The organism is Lentihominibacter sp. (assembly GCF_046951855.1).
Taxonomy (GTDB): domain Bacteria; phylum Bacillota; class Clostridia; order Peptostreptococcales; family Anaerovoracaceae; genus Lentihominibacter; species Lentihominibacter hominis.
Genome location: NZ_JBKTXS010000028.1, coordinates 20939 through 27412, shown reverse-complemented (window position 1 = coordinate 27412; position 6474 = coordinate 20939). Strand labels below are relative to the sequence as shown.

4 protein-coding genes are annotated in these 6474 nt (G+C 43.1%); all 4 read right to left on the bottom strand.

Annotation, left to right across the window (positions count from 1 at the left end; all coding sequences use genetic code 11):
- Positions 1-19 precede the first annotated feature (19 nt).
- Genes ACLR96_RS07925 through ACLR96_RS07910 form a run of 4 tightly spaced genes read right to left on the bottom strand, consistent with a single transcriptional unit; the run spans position 20 to position 6433 of the window.
- Entirely contained in the window at positions 20-1243 is a 1224-nt protein-coding gene (locus ACLR96_RS07925; RefSeq protein ID WP_177269607.1) for a saccharopine dehydrogenase NADP-binding domain-containing protein, read from the bottom strand.
- Positions 1244-1260: 17 nt separating this feature from the next.
- Positions 1261-2961: a hydantoinase B/oxoprolinase family protein gene (locus tag ACLR96_RS07920; RefSeq protein ID WP_412265562.1), complete on the bottom strand. Its 1701-nt coding sequence runs from the start codon at positions 2959-2961 to the stop codon at positions 1261-1263.
- Between the two features lie 28 nt (positions 2962-2989).
- Positions 2990-5023 (bottom strand): hydantoinase/oxoprolinase family protein, encoded by a 2034-nt coding sequence (locus tag ACLR96_RS07915; RefSeq protein ID WP_177269611.1) that lies wholly within the window; start codon positions 5021-5023, stop codon positions 2990-2992.
- A 30-nt stretch (positions 5024-5053) separates the two neighbouring features.
- Entirely contained in the window at positions 5054-6433 is a 1380-nt protein-coding gene (locus ACLR96_RS07910; RefSeq protein WP_177269613.1) for a purine-cytosine permease family protein, read from the bottom strand.
- Positions 6434-6474 lie beyond the last annotated feature (41 nt).

Sequence of the window (6474 nt, the reverse complement as noted above, 5' to 3'; positions counted from 1 at the left end):
AATCTATGACTGACTGTACTTAGATAACAGTCTCTTTCCATTTATAAGGATAACCTGTAGCCATCATTCTGTCTATGAACATATCCGGGTCAAGCTGATCAGCAAATATGATTCCCTTTTCCATATCACAGCTTCCAAGAAGCAAGGTTCCTACTGCCAGAGGCAGGGCGACATATACAAGAGCTGTTCCGTAAAGCTTTACAAGTTCAGGTCCCGGAGCATTCATCTTAGGACAGTTTGCTCTGTATGTAACAGTCTTGCCATCTTTCTTCCCCGATACTTCAACAATAAGTTCTATGAAAGCTGTTTTATCTGCATATTCAAGAGCTTCTTCTGATTCTGCAAATATATTGTTTGCAGGAGGCGGAACAAGGCTGCTTACAACATCTATAGGTTTCACCTTAACTCCGCCCACTTCTATCTCTTCCTGCGAGCACAAGCCTATGGCATAGAAGATAGCCGGCTGGTACATCATATAATATTTGAAGTCAACATCCTTTACTCCCTTAAATGTGGAAGGCATGCTGTAGATCTCTTCATGTGAATGATGTGTCACGGGAAGTTCGCCTACAGGAGCCGGAAAGCTGCACATCTCCATTCCGCCAAACGGAGGATATTCTACATATTTTCCATCCTCCAGCGCATATGTGGATGAAGCACAGTCTATGAGAGCTTGTTTAGGCGACCAGCCGGGATTCCAAGGCCTCAAAACCCAGTCATACGGTTTTTCATCAGGAAGGATAGTGGCTTTTCCTATTCTCATCTTGATGCTGTCAACTTCATCAAGCCTGTTTGCAAATTTTCTTGCCAGCACATTAGTCCAGCCGGGAGCAAAGCCGCATCCAAACAGAGCCGTAAGTCCTGCCTCTTTAAATTCTTTTGATAATGTCAATTCCTCAGGACCTTTTCCGTCAAGAAATTCATCCCAGTACGGAGTATCAAAGGCTGTATTGATATAGTTAGCCTTAGCTTTAAGAGCCCCCTTCATCACATACTGAACCATCCAAGGCATTACCATATCTATGACTACATCCACGCCTTGTGCCGCTCTGGCCACGTCATCAGGATCAGTGGCATTAATATGATCCGTCTTGATTTTATCACTTCCTATATTTTTAGCCACTTTCATGGCAGTCTCTTCTTTCAGGTCTGCCAAGATTATCTCATCTATCTCTTTCTGCCTTGAGAGGATGGAGGCGCATGCGCCTCCCTGTCCTCCGGCACCAACGATCAAAACTTTCATTGACGTCTCCTTTCATATTACAGACTTACTCCGTATTCACGCGCAGCAGCGTCTTTTGAAATCACTTCATTTTTAACATCTTTTTTAACAAGCTCAGGATCTCTTTCTTTAGGATCTCCATATCCGCCGCCGCCCTGAGTTATCATCGTAACTGTCTCACCGGCTTTCATAGGATAATTATCAAACATAGTCATGAGATATTCGTGATCCTTGGTATATCCTCCTATGACTTTTTCCTTATCTGTGCCCATATTAACAATCACAGAGCTTGGAAGACCATCTTTTCCTCCGCATACTCCCGGAGGCCCGAACCGGCTTCTTCCCATTCCGAGATTCATAGTAGCATTCTGAAGAATCTTCCAGCTTACTTGAAGACCAAGCCCGCCTCTGAACTTGCCTGCTCCTGCGGAATCTGTTTTAAATTCTCTTTCTGTACAGATAACAGGATAGAGCAGTTCCATCTGCTCAGGAGTAAAATCCATGCAGTTTCCATGCCTGCTGTATGTGGCGCTCATGCCATCTCCATAAGGCGTTCCGCCCCATCCTCCTGGAGGGAGTTCTCCAAATGTATCGGATACTCCTTCTCTTGCATTTACTACACCCCATGATATAGGGTTGCAGTCTGCATAAGGCATTCCCACAATATCCTGCGGAATAGCCTTTTCAAGACACTGCCAGATAAGGTCAGCGGCTTTTTCACTGGTAATGAGATTGCCATAATACACAGGTGCCGGCCATCTCGGATTGAACACTGTATTTTCCGGAACGATTATATGAATCGGTCTGTACATTCCTGCATTAGGAGGTGCATCAGGATCAAGGAAGAACTTGAGTCCAAAATATACTCCGGAGCAAGTCCCTGCCAGAGGGAAATTTACAGGTCCGTCTACAGTAGGGCTGCTTCCTGTAAAATCTACGGTTATGTCCTCATCCTCTATAGTAACCGTTGCTCTTACATAGATAGCCTCGTTATTAACTCCATCAGCATCTATATAATCTTCGGCTTCGTATACTCCGTTAGGAAGTTTTGCTATGGCAGCTCTTGTTCTTCTCTCAGTATAATCGAGAGCTTCTTCCATACAGGCTCTTACAGTTTCCTCACCATACTTCTCAACCAGTTCGAAGAAATGCTTTTCTGCTGTATTAAGCGCTCCCATATGTGCTCTTATATCTCCGTCTATAAAATACGGAGCTCTTGTATTATTTCTTATGATATCTATAAGCCATGTAACCGGTTCTTTGTTTATGAATATCTTTGTAGGAGGAAGCCTCAGCCCTTCTTCAGCTATGTGTACAGCCGTAGGTGATTCTGAAGATGCTGCTTTTCCTCCCATATCCTGCCAATGACCTCTGCTGCAGGCATATGCCGTAAGCTTTCCGTCCCAGAACAGCGGTGTTACAAATGTTACATCCATATTATGAGTCCCACCTCTGTATGGATCATTCAATATGACAACATCTCCTTCATTAAAATCATCCTTGAAAGCTTCTACTGCGGCATTTACACAATGGTGCATAGCAGCCAGATGTACAGGCACATTAGTAGTCTGACCTATAAGATTTGCTTTATCATCAAACAATGCATTGGAAAAGTCTACCTGATCGTACATGATCGGTGAGAAGGATATCTTCTGCAGTGTCTGTGACATCATCTTGGTTATATAATCAAATGAGCTTCTCACTACCTCAAAAGTGATGGGGTCAAGTTTCTTATTCATGATGTTCTCCTTTCCTTTCTGTCTTTTCCTACAGATTCTCGATGATAAGACTTCTGTTGTTAGGGTCTATCCTGCATTTCTTACCCGGAGGAATGATGGTGGAAGACTTCTTTTCTCTCACTATAGCAGGGCCGCTGACGATATCTTCTGTTGTTATCAGACTTCTCTGGTATACAGGTGTATCCATTTCTTTTCCGTCAAAATAAGCTTTAACAGTTTTGCTTTTTGCTTCTTTCTTCGCTCCGGTCTGATCCTGTATATTGATTTCTTCTGCGATCTCACCTATAACTGTAGTGCGCAGTTTCGTTATCTCCACTTCACTGTCAGGATCATTTACAAAATAGATCTTCTTATGTGTTGCATGAAAATCCTCTGCAAGAGTCTTTACCGTGTCTTCTTTTATTACAAGATCATCACACTCTATCTCCAGCTCATAACTCTGACCCGTATATCTCATAGAGATAACATGCTTTATTGTCTCTCCGTTGGTAGGAACCTTCTGCGAATGCAAAAGTCCTATTCCCTCTTTATCCATATTGGAAAATCTCTTATTAATATCCTTAAGATCAAGATCATCCAGCTTGCTGAAGTAGAAACTTTCCACTTCGTTCTGAAGATTCATATTGATATCTCCGAATGCACACAAGTTGCCGGGTTCAGGCGGTACCAAAACCACAGGAACGCCTACTTTATCGGCACAGGCTACTGCGTGAAGTGATCCCGCTCCTCCGAAAGCCGAAAGAGCAAAATCTCTCGGATCTCTTCCTTTTCCGATAGTCACTTCTTTTACAGCGTTGGCCATGTTCTCGTTTACAATTTCAAGGATTCCCTTTGCTGTATCTATCATGCTAAGTCCCAGTTTTTCTCCCAGTTTTCTTATACTCTCTTTTGCTCCTTCTACGTCAAGTTTCATATCTCCGTCAAGAAACTCATCAGCATCCAGATATCCAAGAACCAGATTGGCATCGCATACAGTAGGTTCTGTTCCGCCTACCCCATAGCATACAGGCCCCGGATATGCCCCGGCACTTCTCGGTCCTACCTTTAAGACTCCTCCGGAATCCACCCATGCGATACTTCCTCCGCCTGCTCCTATGGATATTATTTCTATGAGAGGGATCGGTACCGGCATATCCCAATCGATCTCAAAATCTGAGCTCATAAATGGCTTGCTCTTTTCAATTATAGAAATGTCTGTACTGGTCCCTCCCATATCAAACGTTATTATATCTTCCTGTCCGGAGACCTTTCCTATGGAAAGCGCTCCCACAACTCCTCCTGCAGGCCCTGACATAAGCAGTGTCTCAGGTTTCGTCCTTACAAGTTCTGCTGTTATCGCTCCTCCGTTGGACTGTACGAGAAGCAACTTACCTTTGAAGCCTTTGCCTCTCAGCCTGTCCTCAAGATTTTCTATGTAATTGCTGACAAGGTGGTATAAAGCAGCGTTTATTATTCCTGTTGTGAATCTTCCCAGAGCTCCTATATTAGGCAGTATCTGAGATGATGCGATGACATATGCATCAGGCAGTTCTTCTTTCAGAATCTCCGCAGCACGTTTCTCGTGTTTGCCGTTCACATATGAATTCATAAAGCCCACACATACTGATGTTATTCCCTTTTCTCTTATCTTGGCAGCTACCTGTCTTACATCGTTTTCATTCAATGCTTCCAGAACATTTCCGTCCTTATCTATTCTCTCCTCCACTGTAAAGCGGTTGTCTCTGCTTACAATAGGCTCCGGTTTCTGCTGATACGGATCATAAAGAACCTTTCTGTGAAATCTTCCGATCTCTATAAGATCTCGCATGCCCTTTGTTGTTACGAAGGCTGTCTTTTCATATGTTTTCATGATAACTGCATTTGTGGCTACCGTCGTACCATGCACTATCAACTCTATGTCCTCCGGTCTTATTTTTGACTTTTCTATTACATTGAGAACTCCGTTGGCATAGTTTTCAGGTGTTGACGATGAGCTCAGACACAATGATTTGCCTGTCTGTGTGTCATACGCATATAGGTCTGTGAATGTTCCCCCTATATCTATTCCTACTTTGTAAGCCATTTTATACCTCCTCTTCTTTTCTTTATATTGTTATCGTTTTTTTGGTACTAAATAGTAAATTTTATCGTCTGTCTTTCTCGGCCTGTACGCAAGTTTATATATAGCTATATAAAGAATCCCGCTAGCCAGCATACCCGGAATAACAGCTCCTACAGGAGGCACATATATGAAACTCCATACGCATGTTATTCCTGCAGAAATGATGTAGGCGACAAACGCAATAACGTTAATACCTTTCCAGTAAAAGTATCTGCTCTCAGGCGTCTGCTTCAAAAGTTCATCGGCATCATATGATCCGCATTTTATGAAGAAGTAATCCACCATTATGATGGCAAAGAGCGGTGCATAAAGGTTTCCCAGAAATGATACGAATGTCACTACGTGTCCGAGAATCCCCGCAAAGAGCGCTCCTGCCATGCAGACTGCCACCACTATAGTCAGAGCAAATGGATATTTAACTTTCGGAAAAATATTCATAACTGACATAGTCACACTGTAAACAGCTGCGAAGTTGAGAGCCGAATTGGAAGCGAAAATAAGTATCGAACCTATAAATCCTACTCCCAAAGCTCCGAATATCAATGCCGGATTATACTCAACAGCGATACTGTCTATCTGGCAGACGCAGATCAGGATCATGCCTGACAGAATGATCAGTGATGTTCCAAAGACCACTCCCAGCGTGCTGCTTATTGCCCCTGCAACTTCCTTGCAGTTTCGGTTATAATCGGCCGCCATTCCCGTATACGCCAATATATATATGGCTACCATGTCTATAGCTTTGCCAAAGGTGATATCCTCTGCATTTCCTCCCACTACAGTATCCACAAAGCCTGTGCCATGAAGAGAATACTCCTTATAAAGGATATAACAGACTCCTGCGATCATAACCACCATTACTACTTTCTCTATTTTCTCCACCCTTTTATATCCGAATATGGTCACTACGAAAACCAACAGTAAACTTAAGATGATATATAATTTCAAATTGTCATAACCAAGCAGTCTTTTGGAAATATAGTTGAGAGCGTTTCCTGCTATCTCCGACTGAAGGAAGGTCCAGACGCTGAGAGAAATTATATTCAGTACGGCCGGAAGGAAGGATCCATTAACTCCGAAAGTCCCTCGGGACAGGGTTGTCGTTGGCAGCCCTGTCTTCTGTCCGATCAATGAGATAGTCAGAAACGGAATCCCTCCAAGTATCGATCCCAGTATTACTGCAACCGATGATTTCCAAAAGCCTAATGTCGGAATAAAGTAATAACCTGTAAACATCACCACCATCGTGAATGTGATTCCGAACCACAGGAAGAATGCTCCCCCTACTCCGGTCGTACGTTCATTCAGCGGTATCGGATGGATATTATCGTCAGCTACTTTCATGATTTTATTTATCAAAGTACTTTTCATATTTACGACCATCCTTTCAGCGGCAAAAGTCTACTTTTCAT